The sequence below is a fragment of the Bradyrhizobium manausense genome (genome assembly GCF_018129685.1).
In the GTDB taxonomy this organism is placed as follows: domain Bacteria; phylum Pseudomonadota; class Alphaproteobacteria; order Rhizobiales; family Xanthobacteraceae; genus Bradyrhizobium; species Bradyrhizobium manausense_D.
The window spans coordinates 913,807-934,838 of sequence record NZ_JAFCLG010000001.1 but is presented as its reverse complement, the minus strand read 5'-3'; the positions used below and the strand labels follow the sequence as shown (position 1 = coordinate 934,838).

At 65.3% G+C, this 21,032-nt stretch carries 23 protein-coding genes; 9 read left to right on the top strand and 14 right to left on the bottom strand.

Annotated elements, in window-relative coordinates; genetic code table 11:
- Positions 1-105 precede the first annotated feature (105 nt).
- The 4 genes from rplI to rpsF form a co-directional block, all read right to left on the bottom strand.
- Positions 106-705 (bottom strand): 50S ribosomal protein L9, encoded by a 600-nt coding sequence (gene rplI, locus JQ621_RS04620; RefSeq protein ID WP_212233205.1) that lies wholly within the window; start codon positions 703-705, stop codon positions 106-108.
- 46 nt (positions 706-751) lie between these two features.
- Complete coding sequence (locus tag JQ621_RS04615; protein WP_212233204.1) at positions 752-1,729, bottom strand: DUF2232 domain-containing protein; 978 nt, start codon at positions 1,727-1,729, stop codon at positions 752-754.
- 183 nt (positions 1,730-1,912) lie between these two features.
- Complete coding sequence (gene rpsR / locus JQ621_RS04610; RefSeq protein WP_007592020.1) at positions 1,913-2,152, bottom strand: 30S ribosomal protein S18; 240 nt, start codon at positions 2,150-2,152, stop codon at positions 1,913-1,915.
- A gap of 5 nt (positions 2,153-2,157) precedes the next feature.
- Positions 2,158-2,655: a 30S ribosomal protein S6 gene (gene rpsF / locus JQ621_RS04605; RefSeq protein ID WP_188096150.1), complete on the bottom strand. Its 498-nt coding sequence runs from the start codon at positions 2,653-2,655 to the stop codon at positions 2,158-2,160.
- A gap of 342 nt (positions 2,656-2,997) precedes the next feature.
- Between rpsF and JQ621_RS04600 the strand changes: the two genes are divergently transcribed.
- From JQ621_RS04600 to gmk, 9 genes are all read left to right on the top strand, one after another.
- Positions 2,998-3,702 (top strand): TetR/AcrR family transcriptional regulator C-terminal domain-containing protein, encoded by a 705-nt coding sequence (locus JQ621_RS04600; RefSeq protein WP_212233203.1) that lies wholly within the window; start codon positions 2,998-3,000, stop codon positions 3,700-3,702.
- A 3-nt stretch (positions 3,703-3,705) separates the two neighbouring features.
- A complete protein-coding gene (locus JQ621_RS04595; protein WP_212233202.1) occupies positions 3,706-4,731 on the top strand; it encodes a fatty acid desaturase family protein in 1,026 nt (341 codons plus the stop codon).
- Between the two features lie 160 nt (positions 4,732-4,891).
- Positions 4,892-5,851, top strand: a complete 960-nt coding sequence (gene fabD, locus JQ621_RS04590; protein WP_212233201.1) for an ACP S-malonyltransferase — start codon at positions 4,892-4,894, stop codon at positions 5,849-5,851.
- Between the two features lie 68 nt (positions 5,852-5,919).
- Positions 5,920-6,657, top strand: coding sequence for a 3-oxoacyl-[acyl-carrier-protein] reductase (gene fabG, locus JQ621_RS04585; protein ID WP_057757979.1), 738 nt, complete (start codon positions 5,920-5,922; stop codon positions 6,655-6,657).
- 310 nt (positions 6,658-6,967) lie between these two features.
- Positions 6,968-7,207 carry an acyl carrier protein gene (locus tag JQ621_RS04580; protein WP_006020277.1) on the top strand — a complete coding sequence of 80 codons (240 nt, stop codon included), beginning with the start codon at positions 6,968-6,970 and terminating at the stop codon, positions 7,205-7,207.
- Positions 7,208-7,315: 108 nt separating this feature from the next.
- Positions 7,316-8,581, top strand: a complete 1,266-nt coding sequence (gene fabF / locus JQ621_RS04575; protein ID WP_212233200.1) for a beta-ketoacyl-ACP synthase II — start codon at positions 7,316-7,318, stop codon at positions 8,579-8,581.
- 125 nt (positions 8,582-8,706) lie between these two features.
- On the top strand, positions 8,707-9,984 hold the full coding sequence (mltG, locus tag JQ621_RS04570; protein WP_212233199.1) for an endolytic transglycosylase MltG: 1,278 nt from the start codon (positions 8,707-8,709) through the stop codon (positions 9,982-9,984).
- Positions 9,985-10,114: 130 nt separating this feature from the next.
- Entirely contained in the window at positions 10,115-11,002 is an 888-nt protein-coding gene (locus tag JQ621_RS04565) for a YicC/YloC family endoribonuclease (protein WP_212233198.1), read from the top strand.
- A gap of 3 nt (positions 11,003-11,005) precedes the next feature.
- Positions 11,006-11,665, top strand: a complete 660-nt coding sequence (gmk, locus tag JQ621_RS04560; protein ID WP_212233197.1) for a guanylate kinase — start codon at positions 11,006-11,008, stop codon at positions 11,663-11,665.
- Here gmk and JQ621_RS04555 read toward each other — a convergent pair.
- The 10 genes from JQ621_RS04555 to JQ621_RS04510 form a co-directional block, all read right to left on the bottom strand.
- Positions 11,598-12,845, bottom strand: a complete 1,248-nt coding sequence (locus JQ621_RS04555) for a hypothetical protein (protein WP_249124660.1) — start codon at positions 12,843-12,845, stop codon at positions 11,598-11,600. The two genes, gmk and JQ621_RS04555, sit on opposite strands and share 68 nt — an antisense overlap.
- A 131-nt stretch (positions 12,846-12,976) precedes the next feature.
- Positions 12,977-13,486 (bottom strand): hypothetical protein, encoded by a 510-nt coding sequence (locus tag JQ621_RS04550; RefSeq protein ID WP_212233196.1) that lies wholly within the window; start codon positions 13,484-13,486, stop codon positions 12,977-12,979.
- A 27-nt stretch (positions 13,487-13,513) separates the two neighbouring features.
- Positions 13,514-14,860, bottom strand: a complete 1,347-nt coding sequence (locus JQ621_RS04545) for a caspase family protein (RefSeq protein ID WP_212233195.1) — start codon at positions 14,858-14,860, stop codon at positions 13,514-13,516.
- Positions 14,861-15,427: 567 nt separating this feature from the next.
- Positions 15,428-16,132 carry a Crp/Fnr family transcriptional regulator gene (locus JQ621_RS04540; RefSeq protein WP_212233194.1) on the bottom strand — a complete coding sequence of 235 codons (705 nt, stop codon included), beginning with the start codon at positions 16,130-16,132 and terminating at the stop codon, positions 15,428-15,430.
- Between the two features lie 326 nt (positions 16,133-16,458).
- Positions 16,459-16,716, bottom strand: coding sequence for a hypothetical protein (locus JQ621_RS04535; RefSeq protein WP_212233193.1), 258 nt, complete (start codon positions 16,714-16,716; stop codon positions 16,459-16,461).
- Between the two features lie 64 nt (positions 16,717-16,780).
- Positions 16,781-16,942, bottom strand: coding sequence for a Flp family type IVb pilin (locus JQ621_RS04530; protein ID WP_212233800.1), 162 nt, complete (start codon positions 16,940-16,942; stop codon positions 16,781-16,783).
- Between the two features lie 156 nt (positions 16,943-17,098).
- On the bottom strand, positions 17,099-18,157 hold the full coding sequence (locus JQ621_RS04525) for an alcohol dehydrogenase (protein WP_212233192.1): 1,059 nt from the start codon (positions 18,155-18,157) through the stop codon (positions 17,099-17,101).
- Positions 18,158-18,182: 25 nt separating this feature from the next.
- A complete protein-coding gene (gene rsmA, locus JQ621_RS04520) occupies positions 18,183-19,037 on the bottom strand; it encodes a 16S rRNA (adenine(1518)-N(6)/adenine(1519)-N(6))-dimethyltransferase RsmA (protein WP_212233191.1) in 855 nt (284 codons plus the stop codon).
- Positions 19,037-20,047 (bottom strand): 4-hydroxythreonine-4-phosphate dehydrogenase PdxA, encoded by a 1,011-nt coding sequence (gene pdxA / locus JQ621_RS04515; RefSeq protein WP_212233190.1) that lies wholly within the window; start codon positions 20,045-20,047, stop codon positions 19,037-19,039. The genes rsmA and pdxA overlap by 1 nt, the downstream gene beginning before the upstream one ends.
- On the bottom strand, positions 20,047-20,988 hold the full coding sequence (locus JQ621_RS04510) for a SurA N-terminal domain-containing protein (RefSeq protein WP_212233189.1): 942 nt from the start codon (positions 20,986-20,988) through the stop codon (positions 20,047-20,049). The genes pdxA and JQ621_RS04510 overlap by 1 nt, the downstream gene beginning before the upstream one ends.
- Between the last annotated feature and the right edge of the window lie 44 nt (positions 20,989-21,032).

Here is a 21,032-nt window from a genome sequence, read left to right as displayed (position 1 = left end):
CGATGAGATTGGTTGAATCATCATCGCGCTTTAGGTTGTTGTTTGAGCATGATCTTTTCGGAAAACCGCTGCCCACTTTTCCGGATCATGCTCTGGGCGCGAGGCTTACTTCTCTTCTGCAGCCGGAGCCGGCGCGACGTCGTCGTGCTGGGCTTCCGGATCGAAGAACTCGCCGGCGGCGGCGATCGCCTCGGCGGCGGCGTCGCGGTCCTCGTTGCGGGTGGAGATGTCCTCGCCGCGGTTGATGCGCTCGGCCTCGTCCTGGCTGCGCGCCACCGTGACGGAGATCTCGACCTCGACCTCGGGGTGGACGGCGACGGTGATGGTGTGCTTGCCGATGGCCTTGATCGGCGCGTCGAGCTGGACCTGCGGACGTGACAGCGAAACGCCGTCGGCTTCGAACGCCACGACGATGTCGCGGACGTTGACCGAGCCGAACAGCTGGCCGGCTTCCGAGGCCTGACGGAGCACGATGATGTTCTTGCCCTGGATCTTCTCGGCGACCTTGGATGCCTCGGCCTTGGACTCGAGGTTGCGGGCCTCGAGATCGGCCTTCATGCCGTCGTACTTGGCCTTGTTGTCGGCGGTGGCGCGCAGCGCCTTGCCCCGCTTGAGCAGGAAATTGCGGGCGTAGCCGTCGCGAACCTTCACGACTTCGCCCATCTGGCCGAGCTTGCTCACGCGTTCCAGCAAAATGACTTCCATATTCGATCTCCTTTGAAGTGAGTTGAGTTTGGGTTTCGGGTTGGACTTAAGCGGTTGGTAGAGGCGGCGGCTGCCGGTTGCGCAGGAAGCGCTCGCGGAAACCGAACACGGCATCCGCAAGCCCCAGGATCACCATCGCGATCACGGGCCAGCCGAACACGACGACGACGGCGTAGGTTGACCCGAGCCAGAAGGTGCGGCTCTTCAGTGCGAGCGTCAGCGTATGCAGCACGGCAAAGCCGGTCAGCGCGTAAGCCATCATCAATGCCGCCGTGGCGATCTGCGCGACGATCGCGATCAGGCCGCCGGTGAAGCAGAAGGCGAGCGCGACGCAGAGCACCGCAAGCGTCATCGCCGGCAATTCGGCCGTCTTCAGATCCGGCCAGGGGCGACGCAGCCGGCCCGATGTCGCCGTCACCTTGGCGCTGAGCCAAAGGTTGAGCGTGAGCGTCATCATCGAGACGATGGCGGCGGCAGCCGGCGCGATGCGCACCAGCGCGTCGATGAACTGGTCGGCCTCGCCGGAGGCCTGCGGATCGGTGGCGTGGAGGATGCGCAACAGGCCGCGCCGCAGCGTGCCCGTGATGGTCTCCGCGTCGCTGCCGAGCGTGAGGAGGGCGGCGATCGTGGTCAGCATCGCGAAGCCCGCGATCCACAGCAGGAGGCGGCCGACCGGATACCATTCGATGTCGGGTTCGGCCGGTTGAGCGGTGGCTGCGGCCGGCGTCATGCCCGCCACATGCCGACCGAGCAGGACAAGATGGCCAAGCCACCACGCAGGCAGCGCGACGGTGACGGCAAAGGCTAGGCAGTAGGGCAGGCCGAAGATGGCGCCGAGGCCGATCGCGGCGGCGATGCCGCCCAGAGTCGCGTAGAGCGGACCCCAGCCGATGGCGGCGACCATCAGCGGCAGCGGCGCGAGATAGAACAGGACGAGCGAGATCAGCGCGCCCGACACGATCGAGGCGAACATCAGGGCCGACGCAGCGCCGGCGATCAGGGCTATCAGTCCAAAGACCATCATCAGCTGTCCCGCTCCCTTCGAGCGGTTAGAGGCGTTTTGCCCCAACCATCGGCGACCGGACGACCCGGAAGCCTTATGAGTTCAGAGCATGATCCGGAAAAGTGAGTAGCGGTTTTCCGACAAGATCATGCTCAACGGCAAGGTCGCGACCGGCGGCGTGGACCGCCGCCGGTCGAATTCGTCTTAGCGAATGACGTAGGGCAGCAGGCCCAGGAACCGCGCGCGCTTGATGGCGCGGGCGAGCTCACGCTGCTTCTTCGCGGACACGGCGGTGATGCGGCTCGGCACGATCTTGCCGCGCTCGGAGACGTAACGCATCAGCAGCTTGGAGTCCTTGTAGTCGATCTTCGGCGCATTGGCTCCCGTGAACGGGCAGCTCTTGCGGCGACGGAAAAACGGGCGGCGTGCACCAGCTTCAGCCATTGTTCTTACTCCCCATCCGTCGTTTCAGCTTCGTCGCGCGGGCGGCGCGGGCCGCGATCGCCGCGGAAGCCGCCACCGTCACGATCGCCGCCACGGAAACCGCCTTCGCGGTCGCCACGGAAGCCGCCGCCTTCACGATCGCGGAAGCCACCGCCACGGTCGTCACGCTCGCGATCGCGGTCGGCCTTGCGCATCATCGCGGACGGGCCTTCCTCGAGCTCTTCGACGCGGACGCTGAGATAGCGGATCACGTCTTCGCTGATGCGCTCCTGGCGCTCGATCTCGGCGATCGCCGCGGAGGGCGCGTCGATGTTGAGCAGCACGAAGTGCGCCTTGCGGTTCTTGTTCATGCGGTAGGTGAGGGAGCGAACGCCCCAATTCTCGGTCTTGGTGACCTTGCCGCCGAGACCCTCGACGATGCCGGTCATCTGCGCAGTCAGCTCTTCGACCTGCTGCGTGCTCGCGTCCTGACGCGCGAGAAAAACATGCTCATAGAGAGCCATTGTCGTCCTTTCCTCGTGTTGGCGCATTGCCCGGCGTCAAGCCCTTAAGAGACCTTCGGAAAGGACTCTGGGATTAAGCTCAGAAGGCGGAAACACGGGACGACGGGCCGACTGGCCCTGCCACACCAAAATCACTGAGGATTTGCTGAGACCGTCCGTTCAGCTCCCGGCCGGGGTCTGCGGATGCGCGCGTTATACGGATTTTGGCCGGCTTGGCAAGGTTTGCGGCCGAGTTTTCGGCCCGGGGGGTCCCGGTGGGGCGACGGATCCGTCCTCACATACCACATCCGGCTTGAATTATTTGTTTGTATATCATACAAATAAATCAGGGAGAGGACTTCAATGGCGGAAAAGCCGGCCCAGGAGCCGCTTGAGGCGGCAGGTGACCCCAAGCATGCCGTGCGTGCGACGCGCTCGGCCGGCCGCAAGATGCGCTCCCTGCTGCTGGATGCGGCGAGCCCGCTGTTTCGCGAGCGTGGGCTGTCCGGCACCGCGATCACCGACATCGCTGCCGCCGCGGACGCGTTTCCGAGCCAGATCACCTATTACTTCCGCACCAAGGAGGCGCTGTTCGTCGAATGCGCCTGCCGTGACCTGCTGTATCTGGCCCGTGCGACCGAGCAGGCAGCGCTCAAGGCGCGTACGCCGCGGGACTACACCCACGCGCTCGCCGAGACCGTCACAGCGAGCGATTCGATTGCCTTCTTCGCGGAGGCACTGACGCTGACGCGGCGGCGACAGGATCTGGCCCCGCTGGTCGAGCGAACCATCGAGCGCCTGCACTCCGAGGGCGCGCGCGCCTATGCGAGCCAGGTGGCGCGCCACGGTTGGCGCTCCCTGCGCGCACCCGACGAAAGCTCGCGGCGGTTCTGGGCCGTTGCGATCGGGGTCATTCTGGAAGGCTACGCCATGGGCCGATCGCCCGAGGCGCTGTGCGCCGAGATGCTGCGTGTGCTCGGCGAGCAGGCGAAATCTACCGGCGACACGGCGCGGCTGCGTCTTGTCGACGCGCGCGACGGATCAACGAATTCAGACGAGGAAGGGTAGGCCATGACCGCGCTTCGCATGCGTGCCCGCGATTTCCTGACCGATGATCAACTCGCCGAGGTGCGCCGCCGCGTGACCTGGAAGGGCGTCGCGATGATCGCCCATGCATGGGCGCTGATATCAGGTGCGATCGCACTGGTCGCCTGGTGGCCCAATCCGATCACTTATGTTCTTGCCGTCGCCATTATTGGCTCGCGTCAGCTCGGGCTCGCAATCCTGATGCATGATGGCGCCCATGGTTGCCTGTCCGCCGACGAGAAGACCAATCTGGCGCTGAGCCAATGGCTCTGTGCCTACCCCTTGTTTGCCGAAACGCGCAGCTATCGGCGCTATCACCTTCAACACCACGCGCGCACCCAGCAGGAGGACGATCCTGATCTGGTGCTGTCGGCGCCGTTTCCGATCACGGGGCTGAGCTACCGCCGCAAGTTCATCCGCGACATCACCGGGCAGACCGGCTACCAGCAGCGCAAGGCGCAATTGCTCAATGCGCTTGGCCCTAAGGATTGGCCGTGGCGCCGGCGCGCCGTGCATTTCTGGGAGAAGCTCGGCCCGCAATGCCTGGTCAACGCCGCAATGTTTGCCGCGCTCACTGCGGCCGGTGTCTGGTGGGCCTATCCGCTGCTATGGCTGGTGCCGTTGCTCACCTGGATGATGGTCATCACCCGCATCCGCAACATCGCAGAACACGCCGTCGTGCCTGACAGCAGCGATCCCTTGCGCAACACCCGCACCACGCACGCCAATTTTCTCGAGCGGCTGTTCATCGCGCCGTACTACGTGAACTACCATCTCGAACATCATCTTCTGTTCTACGTGCCCTGCTACAATCTGCCGAAGGTGCATCGCCTGCTCAGTGGAAGCCGGCACGCCGCGCGGATGGAGGTGCAGCCGAATTATGCCGCAGTGCTGCGGCTCGCAACGGCCAAGCCGAACCGCGACGACCGTCCGGGCCAGTTGGTGAACAGCGCGCGCCGCGCCAGGGCCGGGGCGGCGGTCGACGCCAACCAGACCAACGGTGGCTTCTAGGCCAGCAACGCCGGCCCGGTTGTCCATCTTGGCTTGACAGTCTGGCCCCGGACAGTGTCTACGGCCCCTTTCGGAGCATGGTCGGGAACCAAGGCTCGGGCCGGACGTCATCGGCTGCCGGGCCTCGAAGAACACTGCTCGAGCGATCGAGGGAGCGCCGATGACGGCAGCATTCACATTTCCGGGGCAGGGGTCCCAGGCGGTTGGCATGGGCAAGGCCCTGGCCGACGCCTTTCCGGCCGCGCGCGCCGTATTCGACGAGGTCGATGCTGCGCTCGGCGAGAAGTTGACGGCGATCATCTGGGATGGCACGGCCGAAACCCTTCAGCTCACCGAGAACGCCCAGCCAGCCCTGATGGCGGTCTCGGTCGCGACCCTGCGCGTGCTTGAAGCGGAAGCCGGATTTTCCGTGGGGCGGGATGCGGCCTTCGTCGCCGGCCACTCGCTCGGCGAATATTCGGCGCTGGCTGCGGCCGGTAGCCTGACCATCTCGGATACCGCGCGGCTGCTTCGCACCCGCGGTGTCGCCATGCAAAAAGCCGTGCCTGTCGGCGCCGGCGCGATGGCCGCGCTGCTTGGGCTCGACTACGAGGCCGCCCTGGAGGTCGCCAAGGAGGCGGCGCAGGGCCAGGTCTGTCAGGCCGCCAACGACAATGGCGGCGGCCAGGTGGTCGTCTCGGGCGACAAGGCCGCGGTCGATCGCGCCGTCGAGATCGCCAAGACCAAGGGCGCCAAGCGCGCGATGCTGCTGCCGGTGTCCGCCCCGTTCCATTGTCAGCTGATGCAGCCCGCGGCCGACGCCATGGCCGAGGCGCTGTCCAGGGTCACGATCAAGCCGCCGGCTGCGCCGCTGGTCTCGAACGTGCTCGCAAGCGCCATCACCGATCCAGACGAAATCCGCCGCCGGTTGGTCGAGCAGGTCACCGGCACGGTGCGCTGGCGCGAGTCGGTTGCCTATATGGCGGGGCAGGGCGTCACCCGTTTCTTCGAGATCGGCGCGGGCAAGGTTCTGACGGGACTGGTCAAGCGCATTGCCGATGGCGCTGTCGGCGTCTCGGTCGGCGGTCCGAACGACATTGCCGCCGCCAAGGATGCATTGGCTGCTTCAAAGCAGGCCTAAGTTTGCGCACGATCTTTCCGGAAAACCGCTAAACACTTTTCCGGATCGTGCTTTTGGGGAGTTTTTCAATGTTCGATCTGACTGGCAAAAAGGCGCTCGTCACCGGCGCGACCGGCGGTATCGGCGGCGCGATCGCGCAGGCGCTGCACGCTCAGGGCGCAACCGTTGCGATCTCGGGAACGCGCAAGGAGGTGCTGGATGAGCTGGCCGGCAAGCTCGGCGAGCGCACCCATGTGCTGCCCTGCAATCTCTCCAAGGCCGACGAGGTCGAGGCGCTCGTGCCGGCTGCGGAAGCTGCGATGGGCCAGGTCGACATTCTCATCGCCAATGCCGGCATCACGCGGGACAATCTGTTCGTTCAGCTTCGCGACGAGGATTGGGACGAGGTCATCAACGTCAACCTGACCGCCACTTTCCGCCTGGCGCGTGCCGCCACCAAATTGATGATGCGCAAGCGCTTCGGCCGTATCATTGCGATCACGTCGATCGTCGGCGTGACGGGCAATCCCGGGCAGGGCAATTACACCGCGTCGAAGGCCGGCCTGATCGGCATGATCAAGACGCTGGGCGCCGAATACGCCAAGCGCGGCGTCACCGCCAATTGCATCGCGCCCGGCTTCATCAAGACGCCGATGACCGATGCGCTCAACGACAAGCAGCGCGAGACGATTCTGGCCAAGGTTCCGGCAGCCCGCCTGGGTACGCCCGAGGACATCGCCGCAGCGGCCGTTTACCTGAGTTCGAACGAAGCGGCCTACGTCACCGGCCAAACCATCCACGTCAACGGCGGCATGGCCATGATCTGACGCGCCGTTCCGCCCCGCCCACATCGGCGGGCAGGTTGCGGCAAACGGTCGTTTCCGGAGCGAATTGAGGCGTGTAGTCAAGGCACTTGAAGTATGTTAACCGGACCTTCAACGGATGGGCAAAGAACGCCATTGCAGGTTTTTGAAACCCTGTATATTGGCGATGCGGAGCCTTGGCCGTCGTTCGCCCGGTCCTGCATCTGATAGGGTGGGACCACATCAAAGTTCGTAAGCGAAGGCAGTCAACGACCACGACGGCTCGTATCGTCCCGGGGGGTCGGGTCTACAGGGAACAACACGAGGTTATGCAATGAGTGAGATTGGCGAGCGGGTTAAGAAGATCGTGGTCGAACACCTTGGTGTTGAACCCGAGAAGGTTGTCGACGCAGCGAGCTTCATCGACGACCTCGGCGCCGACAGTCTGGACACCGTCGAGCTGGTGATGGCGTTCGAGGAAGAATTCGGCTGCGAAATTCCGGATGATGCCGCGGAGACGATTCTGACCGTCGGCGACGCCACGAAGTTTCTCGAGAAGAACGCGAAGAGCTAAGGCTCTTCATTTTCGCGGGGACAACATTGAAACCGGACGGGCCGCTTCCCAGTGGTCAGCCGGTTTCTTGTTATTGGCCGTGAGACTTTCGATGCGGAGTTTTCAGATATGAGGCGGGTTGTCGTTACTGGTCTCGGCATGGTGTCGCCGCTCGGCTGCGGCGTCGAGCCGACCTGGAAACGCATCCTCGACGGCGAAAGTGGTGCGCGCCGGATCGAGAGCTTCGATGTCTCCGATCTGCAGACCAAGATCGCCTGTACCGTCGTGCGTGGCGACGGCAGCAACGACAGTTTCAATCCCGACAAGTGGATGGAGCCGAAGGACCAGCGCAAGGTCGACGACTTCATCATCTTCGGCATGGCCGCAGCCGGTCAGGCGCTCGACGACGCGAACTGGCATCCCGAGACCGAAGAAGACAAATGCGCGACCGGTACCATGATCGGCTCGGGCATCGGCGGCCTCAACGGCATTGCCGACACCGCGATCCTGCTGAAGGAGCGCGGACCTCGCAAGGTATCGCCGTTCTTCATTCCGGGTCGCCTGATCAACCTCGCCTCCGGCTATGTGTCGATCAAGCACGGGCTGAAGGGACCGAACCATTCGGTGGTCACGGCCTGCTCGACCGGGGCCCATGCCGTTGGCGATGCTGCCCGCCTGATCGCGCTCGGCGATGCCGACGTGATGGTCGCTGGCGGCGCGGAGTCGCCGATCAGCCGCATCGGCATTGCCGGCTTCAACGCCGCGCGCGCGCTCTCGACCGGATTCAATGAGACGCCCGAGAAGGCCTCGCGTCCCTATGACAAGGACCGCGACGGCTTCGTCATGGGCGAGGGCGCCGGCGTTCTCGTGCTGGAAGAGCTCGAGCACGCCCGGCGCCGCGGCGCCAAGATCTATGCCGAGGTGATCGGCTACGGTCTGTCGGGCGATGCCTATCACATCACGTCGCCGTCGCCCGATGGCGATGGCGGCTTCCGCAGCATGGCGGCCGCGCTCAAGCGCGCCGGCCTCACCGCATCCGATCTCGACTACATCAACGCCCACGGCACCTCGACGCCGCTTGGCGACGAGATCGAGCTCGGCGCGGTCGAGCGCCTGCTCGGCAATGCCGCGTCCAAGGTTGCGATGTCGTCGACCAAATCGTCGACCGGCCATCTGCTCGGTGCGGCCGGCGCGATCGAGGCGATCTTCGCGATCCTGGCGATTCGCGATAACATCGTCCCGCCGACAATCAATCTGGACAATCCGTCGGTCGAGACCGCGATCGATCTCGTGCCGCATAAGGCGAAGAAGCGTGACGTGAACGTCGCGTTGTCGAATTCTTTTGGTTTCGGCGGTACCAACGCGTCGGTGATCTTCCGGCGGCTGGTCCAATAGTTTGTGTTTGCGACGAATCCACCGTTTTGCCGTATTCGGCGATAGTCATGTCTGTGGGCGCGTGCATTTGGCTCGGCAAGCGATTGTCAGGCTGCGATTGAACCGGCAGGATTCAGGTTGCTTCGATGAGTGAAAGGCCGCCCATTTCGCCCCGGAGCCCGCGGGCAGCGCTCGAGCCCGAGCAGGTCCCGCCGCCGCCGAAGCGTTCGGAGCGGGCGCGCAATCCCTTTGTCGTCGTCGGCAATGCCATCATCACATTGCTCCTGATCAGCCTGATCGGTGCCGGCGCGGCCTATTATTACGGCCGGCAGGTGCTCGAATCGCCTGGGCCGCTGAAGGACGACAAGATCGTCAACATCCCGCAGCGCGCAGGCAAGCGCGACATCGCCGAGACGCTGAACCGGGAGGGCGTGACCGACGTCAATCCATGGGTGTTCATCGGCGCCGTGGCTGCGCTGAAGGCGAGTTCCGACCTGAAGCCCGGTGAATATTCGTTCCAGAAGAACGCCTCCTTGCGCGACGTCATCGCCACCATCGTCGAGGGCAAGGTGGTGCAGCATGCCGTCACGATTCCCGAAGGCCTGACCTCCGAGCAGATCGTGGCGCGGCTCACCGACAACGACATCTTCACGGGCAGCGTGCACGAATTGCCGCGTGAAGGCACGCTGCTGCCCGAGACCTACAAGTTCCCGCGCGGGACCCCGCGCGACCAGGTGATCCAGCGCATGCAGCAGGCGCACAAGCGCGTGCTCGCCGAGATCTGGGAGCGCCGCAGCCAGGACCTGCCGGTCAAGACTCCCGAGCAGCTGGTGACGCTCGCCTCGATCGTCGAGAAGGAGACCGGCAAGCCGGACGAGCGCAGCCGCGTGGCCGCCGTGTTCGTCAATCGCCTCAAGCAGAAGATCAAGCTGCAGTCCGACCCGACCATCATCTACGGCCTCGTCGGCGGCAAGGGCACGCTGGGACGCCCGATCAAGCGCAGCGAGATCACGCAGCCCTCGCCCTACAACACCTATGTGATCGAGGGCCTGCCGCCCGGCCCGATCGCCAACCCCGGCCGGGCCTCGCTGGAGGCCGCCGCCAATCCGGCCCGCACCCGCGACCTCTTCTTCGTCGCTGACGGCACCGGCGGGCATGCCTTCACCGAGACCTATGACGCGCACCAGAAGAACGTCGCCAAGCTGCGCGCGATGGAGAAGCAGATTCAGAACGACACGGTCGAGCCGGCAGACGAGCCGCAGGCGCCGGCGGCCGCCGCGCCCGCAGCCGCAGATACGGCACCGACCGCGACCACGCCGCCCAAGCCGAACCAGCAGAAGAAGCCGCCGGCGCGGCCCGCCAACCCGGCCGCACCTGCCCGCCAGGGCGCGGTCCAGCCGTCGCCGCCGGTGGTCCAGCGCTAAGTCTGTCCAGCGCCAGTCCCGCGCAGACCTGCTACGGGACTTTGCGGATTCCACTTTCCTGCAAAATAGTCTTAAGATTCGCGTGGCCTGATGGCCTTGCGAATCCCAAGATGTCGGAGAATTTGACCTGATGGCGCTGTCGTCCATGACCGGCTTTGCCCGAAGCCACGGCGCAAGCGGGCCGTACACGTTCGAATGGGAGTTGAAGTCGGTCAACGCCAAGGGCTTTGACCTCAGGGTCCGCCTTCCGCAGGGATTCGACGAGCTCGAGGCCCACGCCAAGAAGCGCGCGGGCGAAGTGCTCTCGCGCGGCACGGTCTACGCCAATCTCAACGTCAAGCGCGCCAATGCGGCCGCCAGTGTGCGCGTCAATGAGGACGTGCTCAACGCCGTGCTGAAGGCGGCCTCCGTCATCGCCGGCAAGGTCGATGCGGTCGCGCCGAGCGTCGACGGGCTTTTGGCGATCAAGGGTGTCATTGAGGTCGCCGAGCCCGAGGGCGACGAGGAGGAGGACAAGGCGGCGCGCGCTGCTGCGGCTGAAGCCTTCGACAAGGCGCTCGACGAACTCGTGGCGATGCGCAGGCGCGAGGGCATCTCGCTCGGCCAGATCCTGACCCAGCGGATCGACGAGGTCGAGCAGCTCGCGAAGAAGGCGGAAGCCGCGCCGGGCCGCAAGCCTGATGCCATCAAGGCCAGGCTCGCCGAGCAGATCGCGGCCCTGCTCGACACCTCCGATCGTTTCGATTCCGAGCGCCTGATGCAGGAAGCCATCCTGATCGCCACCCGGGCCGACATCCGCGAGGAGCTCGACCGCATTGCCTCACATATCGCGCAGGCGCGCGAGCTGATCGGCAAGGGCGGTCCGATCGGCCGCAAGCTCGATTTCCTGGCGCAGGAGTTTCACCGCGAGGTCAACACCTGCTGCTCGAAGTCGAACGATATCGAGCTGACCAATACGGGGCTTGCCATGAAGAACGTGGTCGAGCAATTCCGCGAACAGGTCCAGAATCTGGAGTGATCGATGACGGCAGGCGGTCCCGGAACTGACGGTGTCGAGCGGCGCGGATTGATGTTCGTGCTGTCCTCGCCATCGGGCGCGGGCAAGACGACGCTGTCGCGTTTGTTGCTCGAGCGGGAGCCCGGCCTGAAAATGTCGGTGTCCGCGACCACGCGTCAGATGCGGCCAGGAGAGGTCGAGGGGCGCGATTATTTCTTCGTCGGCAAGGCCGAGTTCCAGGCGATGGTGGAACAGGGCGAATTGCTCGAATGGGCCACCGTGTTCGACAATCTCTACGGCACGCCGCGCGCGCCCGTCGAGGCCGCGCTGTCGGCCGGGCAGGACGTGCTGTTCGACATCGACTGGCAGGGCACCCAGCAACTGCACCAGAAGGCGAGCGCCGACGTGGTCCGCGTCTTTATCCTGCCGCCGTCGGCGGCCGATCTCGAGAAGCGGCTGCATTCGCGGGCACAGGATTCCGACGAGGTGATCCGCAAGCGGATGAGCCGCGCCAGCCACGAGATGAGCCACTGGGCCGAGTACGACTACATCGTCATCAACCACAATATTGATGACGCATTCGCCGAGGTGCAGTCGATCCTGAAGGCCGAACGCCTCAAGCGCGAGCGGCGGATTGGCCTCGTGAGCTTCGTGCGAGCTCTGCAAGGTCAGCTTCAAGGCTAGGCTGCGACAGCCGCGGCCCTTCCGTCGCCAGCCGCTCCAGCATCGCCGTGATGATGTCGATGTCGACGACGTCCTCGTCGCGAGCCTCGTCGTCGCGTGTCTCGTCATCGCGATCGATCGGCTCTTCGTGATGGATGTCGTCGGCCGCGAGCTGGGGCGCAGGCGCCAGAACCTCGAATCCATCCTCCTCGAATTCATCCGCGAACAAGTCGGTCTGCGTTTCGTCAGGTTCAACCGCCGCGATACGAGCGGCAGGCGCTTGCGTGGCGATCCTGCGGATCTCGTCGGTGAATGCTGCGACCTGCGAGACCTGCGAGACCTGCGAGATCTGCGAGGCTTGCGGACGCATGGCGTCGAAGTCGACCGGACGCGGCGGTTCTGCGCGCGGCGCAGGTGCTGCATCGAGCCACGGCGCACGGTTGTCATCGCGATCCTGCCGGTGGTCCCAGTTCGGGCGGCGATCAGCCGTCTGGATGCGCACGCGCGAGCCCGCGAAGCGGTAGATCACGCTGGCCAGGAGGCCGGCCAGCGCCAGTGCGCCGCCGATGACGAGCAGCAATGTCTGGAGCGAGCCGGTCGGCTTGTCGGCGGGAAGGTCGGGCGCAGCCGGCGCCACCGGGGCAGGGGATGCGGCTGGCTGCGCGGAGGCGGTTGCAGGCGTGGTCGTTGCTGCAGGTGATGGCTGCGGTGCGGGTGCGGCGGCCGCGGCGGTGGCGTCGGGCCAGCGCGTGGCGACAGCGGGCTGTTGTGCCTTGCCGTCCGCGGTGGCATCAGGCGCCTGCTGCGTCGCAGCTGCGCCCGCTGTCGAGCTGCTCTGCGGGGCGACGTATTCAGCACGCGCGTTCTGTACGGATTGCGGTGCGGTTGAAGCTGCATTCGGCGTTGTGTCGACGCTCGCCTGCTGCGCGCTCTGCGTGGCCTTGCCGCCTTCGGCGCGCAGGTACCAGCATTGCCGCTTGGTCGTCCGCTCCAACCGGTAGAACCAGTGCTGGCCCTGCGGGGCCGTGCCCTTCGGCGAAGCGAGACAGTCGCTCGCGGCATTCGCCGTGCTTGCAGCGCTGGGTGCACTCGGCGCGTTCTGCGAGACCGCGGCCAAGGGGGCACCGGCAATGATGCTGCCGATCAACGCGGATATGAACTTTGCGGTGCGGTTGCCCATCCTGGTCTCCCGATTACGCATGACGCAACTCGTTACCTTGCCTTTCTCAACAAAGAGTTAGGTGGCAATGAGCCGCAAATCCGGAGAGGATGTGGCTTGAATCGGGCCCGCGCGGCGTGCGTTCCGCCGTGAATTCAGGCTTTTTGCAGGCGCTATTGCTTGCTCGCGGTCCAGGTCCCCGAGCAGCCGTCGGAGCGGCGGAAGGTGCCGGACCCGCTGCGTCCGGACAGGCGGCCGGCGCCGGTATAGGTGATGCCGTTACCGGCCTGGCCGAAAGTGTGGACCGAGCCATTCGCGCTGACCGTCCCGCTGACGCCTTCACCGATCACGCGGCCCGAGGTCACGACGGTAGCGCCGTTGGACGTGCCACCACAGCCGACGCTGGTGACGGCCCAGGCGCCATCGAAGCTGCCGCCGCCACTGCCGCCACCACCGCGCCGCGGCGACGAGCCCTGTTCGCCAGCGGCCGGCTTGCTGCGGCGCGCCGACGGCGCGGGTTCGGCGGACCGGCCTGGCGAACTATCCTGGCGCGAGCCCGACAGTGACTTTTCGTCATTGCCGATCGAGCCGCCCGCGCTGCCGGATTGCGCGAAGGCTAAAGGAGCGGAGAGGGCGAGGAGGAGCGTGGCGAGACCAAATGTGCGGCTTGCGGTGTGCGACATGAGCCAGAAATCCATCATCGTGAAAAATCAGCGCCCGGAGCCGTCGGCACAGACGGCTCCAATAATGCGGCAAGCTTTGCCAGCCTTGCCGCAATCGTCAAGCGCGGCGTCCTTGGCGCGCTGCACGCCCTCGCGCTGGACCAGCGACCAGGATTTGTCCGAGATCGCGAAGGCGCCGCAGCTCTTGCCGTAGAAGGAGAGCTCGATCGGACATTTCGCGCCGGCGCAATTGCCGCGCGCGTCCGCCACCGCTGCGCGCCGCGAGGCGTGGTTCCACGAGATGCCCCATTTGTTGCTGTCCGGCCCGTAGACGATCGAGCCCCACGGCTTGAGGTCTTCCATCTTGCGCATCCGCAGCAGCAGGCCTTCGGTCGCTTCACCGGTCGGCGCCATGGAAATTCGCTGCTGCAGTTTGGTGATGGCGCGGGTCAGCCCGTCGGGCGTGTCGGGATCGAAATTGAGTTCGTAGAGCCGCTCGTTCAACTCGCTGAGCAGCGCGGCATCGCGCAGCGGAACGCGATCGGGATCTGCGCGGAGGCGCTCCGACGGCAACAGATCCGGCTGCATCGCCGCGACCTGTGGCGGGGCGGTTTGCGTGGGCGGCACGAAGTAAAAGGTGCCGTCGATCGGCGAGGACGACACCCAAGGCTGCTGCGCGCCTGACGTGGCGCGCTTCACCGCAAGGCCGACCTGGTTGAAGGTCTGGAACACGTCGAGACCGGCGGTCCGCACCGTTGTGGCGAGCGCCTTGGTGTAGGGGCTGTGTCCGTCGCTGCCGTCCTGCGCAACGTTGCCTGGCTGCGTCGCGTAGGAGATCAACGTGCCTTCCGGTGCGCGCATCTGCGCGAGACCTCCGTCGGAAGAGCGCAGGCCGCGCGAGCCAAAGGGGTTGTTGCGGCAGGCATCGAGGATGACGAGGTTGAGCCGCGTGCCGGAGCCCTGCATCTGCCGCAGCACCAGATTGACGTCGGTCATCTGGAAATCGACGTCAGCCTCGCGGGTCGGATTGGCGCCAACAGGCACGAGATAGTTGGAGCCGGCGACCTGCACGCCGTGACCGGCATAGTAGAACAGCGCGACGTCGGCGCCCTGCACCTGCCGGCCGAAGCTCTGCACGGCGATGTCCATCGCAGTCTTGTCGAGATCGAGCTGGGCATGGCCGCCGACCAGCGAGAAGCCGAGCGAGCCGAGCGTCTCCGCCATCAGCGTCGCGTCCTTGGAGGGATTGTCGAGCGGCGTGATGTTCCTGTAGGCGGAGTTGCCGACGACCAGCGCGACCCGCTTTTCGGCGAGAGCCGGCCGGCTCGCGACGGTGAGCGTGGTGGCGACCAGCGCTGCCAGCATGAGGACGCGACTGAAAATCCTCGCGTGCATCAAATTTCCCCAAAAGCAATGGCGCCAATCTACCAGCCCGGCGGATCGTCGAAAAGCGGCGCGGCATGTTGGCGGTATCCCCGTGTGCGGCGGGAGGGGGGGCATGGCTTCGCGGTCCCGCGGCAGGTTTGTCCGGGCGACGCCCATTGGAGAATCAACTGCGCGCGCAGCAATCGACCAGTGCGCGCCAGATGCGTTGGACTTCGATCGTCTTCTGAAGCTCGAGAACGTGGTTCGCGCTCGGCTCCGGGGACCTGATCGCCGGGCGCGTCTGTCGCGGTGCGATCCAGCGCTCGGATATCGGATCGTACCATTTGCCAAGATGAACCAAGTGCGTGGCTCCTGCGCAGGCACAATGCTGTCAGCCGACGCGGTTCGCCGTCTTCATCATTGGGCTCGGACTCTTCATCTGCTTCAACGATGGACAAACGCGCCGGGAGTTCGCTGCGTTCCAATTCAAGGGACCGTTCGGGTGAGTGCCGGCCGGCTTTTGCGATGTATCGCGTGCGTTACCGAAAGCGCCGCGTCACTGGCCAACTGAATATGTTCCGCGGATCGGCCGCGCCGTCACCGGCGGCTCAGCACTTCGCCGAAATGCCTTTTCAACGCGCCATTGCAGCCGCAGGCGCTGGCGGAAAGCGCCGGTCCGTCGAGGACCAGGAGGGCGCCGCGCCGGGTTGCCAGGATGCCTCTTGCCTTCAGCATCTGGATGACGCGGCTGGCATAGCTGCGCGAGACGCCGAGCATGCTGGCGAGCTGCTCGTGGGTGAGAGGGATCTCGTCGCCGCCAATGTGCTCCTGAGCCGCGATGATCCATTTCGCCGTGCGCTGCTCGATCGAATGCGCGGCATTGCAGGCCGCGGTCTGCAGCAGCTGCGCGAGCTGGCAGGCGGCATAGCGCGCGAACAGATCCTGGAGGCTCGTCGATCGCTGCTGCGCCTGCTTGAGCGCGCGCGCCGGCAGGCGCAGTACCGTGCCGCCGACTTTGACCACGATGCGCGCATAGGCCTGCGACGGGCCGCCGCCGGCTGGAAGGCCGACCGCGCCCTCCCGACCGACGAGCAGGCTTTCGACCTCGCGATCGTCTTCGACCGCCACAGCGAACGACGCGATGGCCTGACCGCAGGGGAAGTGGACGACGCTGATGCTGTCGCCGGCATGATGCAGGATGTGGCCTGCGGCGAGGTCGATCGATTGAAAGTGAGCGGCGAGCAGCTCGTAATCATGGGTGCTGAGCTTCTGAAGGAGCTCGTTCTGGGGCCGGCCGGTCACACTTGTTCTCTTATCTGCCGGGAATCGGCAACGGGGAGAACCCTACGTTTCCGCGCAGGAACCGACGGTTCCAAAGTGCACATAAGGGCTTACGGGAAATCGAGATAGTTGACGCCTGGCGCCTGTGGAGCATCCCGCGTTGCACGCCGGCAACGCCTCGAACTCTGTTCTCATCCGGAGAACACCGGACCTTCGAACGACAGCGAGCGTTCTGTTCACGAGTGAACACAGGGCGTGCCCCCGGGTGGACTACCGCGTCACGCCTGCCGGGTGCGTGCCGCGCACACTCTGCCGACGGTCCGTCGGCCTTCACCCACATCACGCCGTCAGGCCGACGGTCCGATGGCATCGCGTGCCGAGCCAGGTCGGGTCGCGCGCGCGACCTGGTGGCGGTTCGCATTCCGGTACGCGTCGATGGCTCTGTTGGCCAGCATCAGCGGCCGACGCTCACCGGTCTTGAGCTGCGCTTCGATCGCATCGAGAATGATGTTCGCTGACGCGTCGGCCGGACCGAGCTCGCCGCTCTTTTCGAGGAAGCTCCAGGCGATGAAGAATGCGCTCTCGACGATGCAGCGAATGGACATGGGCTGCCAACGCGGCGCAGCGCAGCGCGTTCCGAACGCGCCGTGCCTCGCGCGACGACGCGCGCTATTTCAGCGATGAGCTGATCGATCCGAACTTCAGCTTCAACGTCGAGCCGAGATTGTTGACCACGGCGATGATGGCGAGCGCGATGCCGGCGGCGATCAGACCGTATTCGATCGCAGTCGCGCCGGTTTCGTCGGCCAGGAAGCGGCGAAGGGTCTGCATGTTCATTCCAGAATTCCGCAGAGGGAAGTTGACATGGGACCATAGTCCGACGGCAACGGGTTCCCCTATGCGGAACAACGGCTTGCGTCAATTCCGAGTTAATTGCGCCGAAGAAAGCGCCGGCGGTGAAACACTGATAACGCCGCCGGCCGAAACTCAGTTCTTCAGCACGATGCGGCCGACGACCTTGCCGGCGCGCAATTCGTCGATCCATTTCTGGACATCGCCCATCGGCTCTTCACGCATCGGCGTCGGCCTGATCTTGCCGGCGCGGGCGAGCGTCATCAACTCGTGGGCTTCGGCGAGCGTGCCGACCATGAAGCCCTCGACGGTGAGGCGTTTGTAGACCCATTGCACCATAGGCAGCGTGAACTGGCCGCCCATCAAGCCGGAGACAACGACCTTGCCGCCACGCGCGGCCACCGCCACCGCAAACGCCATCGACTTCTCATTGCCGGCGAAGTCGACGACCTCGTCGAAGCCGCCATCGGTCTCTTTCAGAATGCGCTTGATCACGTCGGGCTCCGACGGATCGTAGGCGACGGCTGCGCCGTTCTTCAGCGCGCTCTCGCGCGCGGCCGGCGACAGATCGGCAACCGTGATGGGCTGCTTGAACATGGCTTGGGCGAATGACAGGCCCATCATGCCGACGCCGCCGAGGCCGATCAGCAGCAGATTGCGCTGGCGCGGACGGTCGACCAGGCGCTTGAGGGCGCCGTAGGCGGTGACGCCGGAGCACATCAGGGTCGCGGCCTGGTTGACGGGCAGGGGATCGTAATCGAGCAGATATTTCGCATCGGGTACCAGAACGTGGGTGGCGAAGCCGCCGTCGATGGAGACGCCGAGGAAGCGCTGCCTGGCGCACAGGTTCTCGTCGCCGTTCTTGCAGTCGCGGCACTGGCCGCAGCCGATCCAGGGAAACACCGCCTTCTTCGTACCGACGAGACTGCCCGGCACGTCGGGGCCGACTTCCTCGACGACGCCGGCGATCTCGTGCCCGAGCGTGAAGGGCAGCGTCATGCCGCGCGTCGTGTCCAGCTTCTTGCCGCCGCCGAGATCGGCATAGCCGTCCTGGATGTGCAGGTCGGAATGGCAGAGGCCGCAGCGCTCGATGCGCACCAGCACCTCGGCGCCTTGCGGCTTGGGTGTGTCGACGATGGTCTCGCACAGGGGCGCATCGAATTTGACCAGCGACTGTCGACGCATCAACGCCATTTTCTTTCCTCCGGAATTTAAAGTCTCACGCTTGGCTGCGTATATCCGCCAATTCACGTGCCATGGCAACAAAGCCGGAGATGGGAATGGTCTCCGCGCGCCGCGTCGCATCGACGCCGGCGGCCTGTGCAAGCCGCGCGGGATCGACGCCCAGGGATTTCAAGCTCTGCCGCAGCATTTTCCGGCGCTGGCCGAAGGCCGCGGCCGCGACCTGCTCGAGCAGCTTGCGATCGCAGGGAAGCGGCTCTGCCCGTGGCACCAGGCGCACGACCGATGACGTCACCTTCGGCGGCGGCACGAAGGCCGACGGCGAAATGTCGAACAGGATCTTGGTCTCGCAGCGCCAGTTGGCGAGCACGCCGAGACGGCCATAGGCCTCCTCGTCCTCGCGCGCAACGATGCGCTCGCCGACCTCGCGCTGGAACATCAACACCATCATGTCATACCAGGGCGGCCACCGCTCGATGGTCAGCCAGTTGATTAGAAGCTGGGTCGCGATGTTGTAGGGCAGGTTGGCGACGATCTTCGCGCGCTCGCCGGCGAGCAGCGGGCGCGGGTCGAAGGTCATGGCATCGCCATGCACGATCTCGAGTCTGTCGGGATAGCGCGCGGAAATATCCTGCAGGGCGGGAACGGCCCGCTCGTCATGCTCGATGGCGATGACGCGCCTGGCACCGAGGGCAAGCAGGGCGCGCGTCAGTCCGCCCGGGCCGGGGCCGATTTCGACGATGGTGGAATCTTCAAGCGGCGCGGCCGCGCGGGCGATGCGCGCGGTGAGATTGAGGTCGAGCAGAAAATTCTGACCGAGCGATTTGCGGGCCGACAATGCATGCTGGCGGATGACCTCGCGAAGCGGCGGGAGGTCGTCGATCGCGCTCATCAGGTGTTTACAGCCGCCATGCGGCTGGCAAGCTTGAGCGCCGCGATCAGGCTCGCGGGGTTCGCCTTGCCGGTCCCCGCGATATCAAAGGCGGTGCCGTGATCGGGCGAGGTGCGGATGAAGGGCAGGCCGAGCGTGACGTTGACGGCATCGTCGAAAGCGACCGTCTTGATCGGGATCAGCGCCTGGTCGTGATACATGCAGACCGCGCAGTCATAGGTGTTGCGCGCGGCTTCGTGGAACATGGTGTCGGCGGGCAGCGGTCCCCTGGCGTCGATGCCGTCGTTGCGCAGTCCCTTGATCGCCGGCGCGATCACGGTCTGCTCTTCATGACCGAGCGAGCCGTCCTCGCCGGCATGCGGATTGAGACCCGATATTGCGATGCGCGGCCGCGCAATGCCGAAACGGGATTTGAGCTCGGCCGCAACGATGCGAACGGTCGAGCTGATGAGGTCGCTCGTGAGCTGGGTCAGGGCATCGCGCAGGGATACGTGGATGGTCACCGGCACCACGGCAAGCCGCGGCGACCAAAGCATCATCACCGGCTGCGGCACGTGGCCGTCGATGCCTGCGAGCTCGGCGAGGAATTCGGTGTGGCCGGGATGGCGGAAGCCGGCACGGTAGAGCACGCTCTTGGCGATCGGGTTGGTGACGACGGCGCCGGCGCGGCCCGCTCGCACGTCTGCGACCGCCTGGCGGATCGAGGCGAGCGCGGCCGGAGCGCTCGACGCGTCGGGCTTGCCGGGCCCGGCCGTGGCACGCTCGCCGGTCGCAACCACCGGCAGGGCCTCGGCAAAGGCGGCAGCCGCCTCGCCCGGGCTCACTGCAGCGATACGGATTTCGGCCCCGAGCGTTTTGGCGCGTTGCGCGATGAGCGCAGCATCGCCAAGCAGATAGAAGGCGGGCAGGCCCAGCTCGCGGCGCCTGAGCCAGGCGGCGATGGCGATGTCCGGGCCGATGCCGGCGGGCTCTCCGAGCGTGAGTGCGAGGGGCTTTGCGGGAGCGGCCATCAGCGGTTGCGATATTCGATCATCGCCGCTTTGCGGAGCTCGTCGAGATAGACCTTCTGGACCTTCTCGTACTTCTCCACATACATCTTCTGTTGAATCTCGCGCTTTTTCGGCGTGTCGATCGTGGTCGGCTTGCGCGAGCACAGCACCACCATCTCGATCCCCGACTTGGTCACCTCGGGCGCAGTCATATGACCGACCGGGGTATCGTCGAGCACCTTGCGCAGCGCCTCCGGAAGGTCCGAGGTCGTCTTGGTGACACTCTCGCGGATGGTGGCGTTCGGCGTCGACAGGAACAGTGATTTGGCTTCCTCGCAGCTTGCGACGCGCGCGCGATATTGCTCTGCTTCCTTCATCCGCGTCTCCTGGAAAGCCGCAGACGAGCCGCGTGGCACGATCAGCACGATCGGCTGCATCTTGTATTCGGTGCCCTCGATCTGGAGCTTCTCGGTGCCGCCTTCGCGCACCTTGTCGGCGACGTCCTTCTCGCCGACAATCAGCTTCTCCTTGAAACGGCCGCGCACGAGGCTGGTCCAGACCATCTCGGACTTCATGCGGTTCTTGAGGGTCTCGGGGCGCACGCCCTTGACCTCGAGCGACTTGGTCAGCATCTCGGGCGTGATGCGCATGCGCTGCGCCATGCCGTCGTACGACTGGTTGACGTCGGAAACGCCGGGATCGACGCCGTATTTCTTGCCTTCCTTCAGCTTGATCTTGTCGTCGATCAGCGTGTTGATGACGTCCTGCCGGTTCGGCGTCTTCTGCGTCGTCAGCGTCTCGAGCTTGGTGCGCTGCTCGATGTCGAAATCGGTGATGGGATCGCCGTTGACCATGACGACGATGTTCTGTGCTCGTGCCGGCGCGACGGCGAGGGTCAGCGCAACGCCCAGCACGGTGCCGAGGACGAGAAGGGCGCGGAAGGCAGGCAAAGAGGTCGTCATCGTTGTCGCTCGCATGTCAGCCGAGAAAATCCTGCGATCGGGAA